This is a genomic window from Pseudomonas sp. R62 (genome assembly GCF_000257605.1).
GTDB lineage: Bacteria > Pseudomonadota > Gammaproteobacteria > Pseudomonadales > Pseudomonadaceae > Aquipseudomonas > Aquipseudomonas atacamensis.
This window is the reverse complement of the sequence record NZ_AHZM01000989.1, coordinates 1-517: the sequence shown is the minus strand read 5'-3', so window position 1 is coordinate 517 and position 517 is coordinate 1. Positions and strand designations below refer to the sequence as shown.

Genomic DNA, 517 nt, shown 5'->3' with positions numbered 1-517 from the left:
TGAAGTGAATTCGGTGAGTACGTTGCTGGAAGTGGTGCGGCATGCGCCGCTGGCGACCATGCTGCCCGAGGCGATTGCCAGCGAAGACCGCGCGTTGCGCCGCTTGCGGGTCGAAGGGGAGGCGCCACAGCGTGGCGCGGCGTTGTTGCGGCGCAGAAATAATTATCACAGTGCGGCGGCGTTGGCGTTTGTTGATCTTGTTTTGGAAATGCATAGGGCGTGAACAACACCTGTGGGAGCGAGCCTGCTCGCGAATATGTTGTGTCAGGCGCTGATGCTTGCGCCTGAAGACTGCATTCGCGAGCAGGCTCGCTCCCACAAAGTAAGGGTGAGTTCTGGATGTAAAAAGGCCTGCTTCTTATCGAAGCAGGCCTTTTTTTACTGAAGTATTATTCAATAAAACCGATCAATCACCCGAACTTCATTTTTGTTCTGCATCGAATCCCACGCCTGTTTCAGCGTCTGCAGCACACTGCCGATGAAGTCCTTGTCGGCCGCAGCCTTCTTGCCGACATAA

At 54.9% G+C, this 517-nt stretch carries 1 protein-coding gene; it reads left to right on the top strand.

What is annotated here, in order from left to right:
- On the top strand, positions 1-223 hold a 223-nt coding region (locus tag OQK_RS01490), incomplete at its 5' end, for a LysR substrate-binding domain-containing protein (RefSeq protein ID WP_038860395.1).
- Between the last annotated feature and the right edge of the window lie 294 nt (positions 224-517).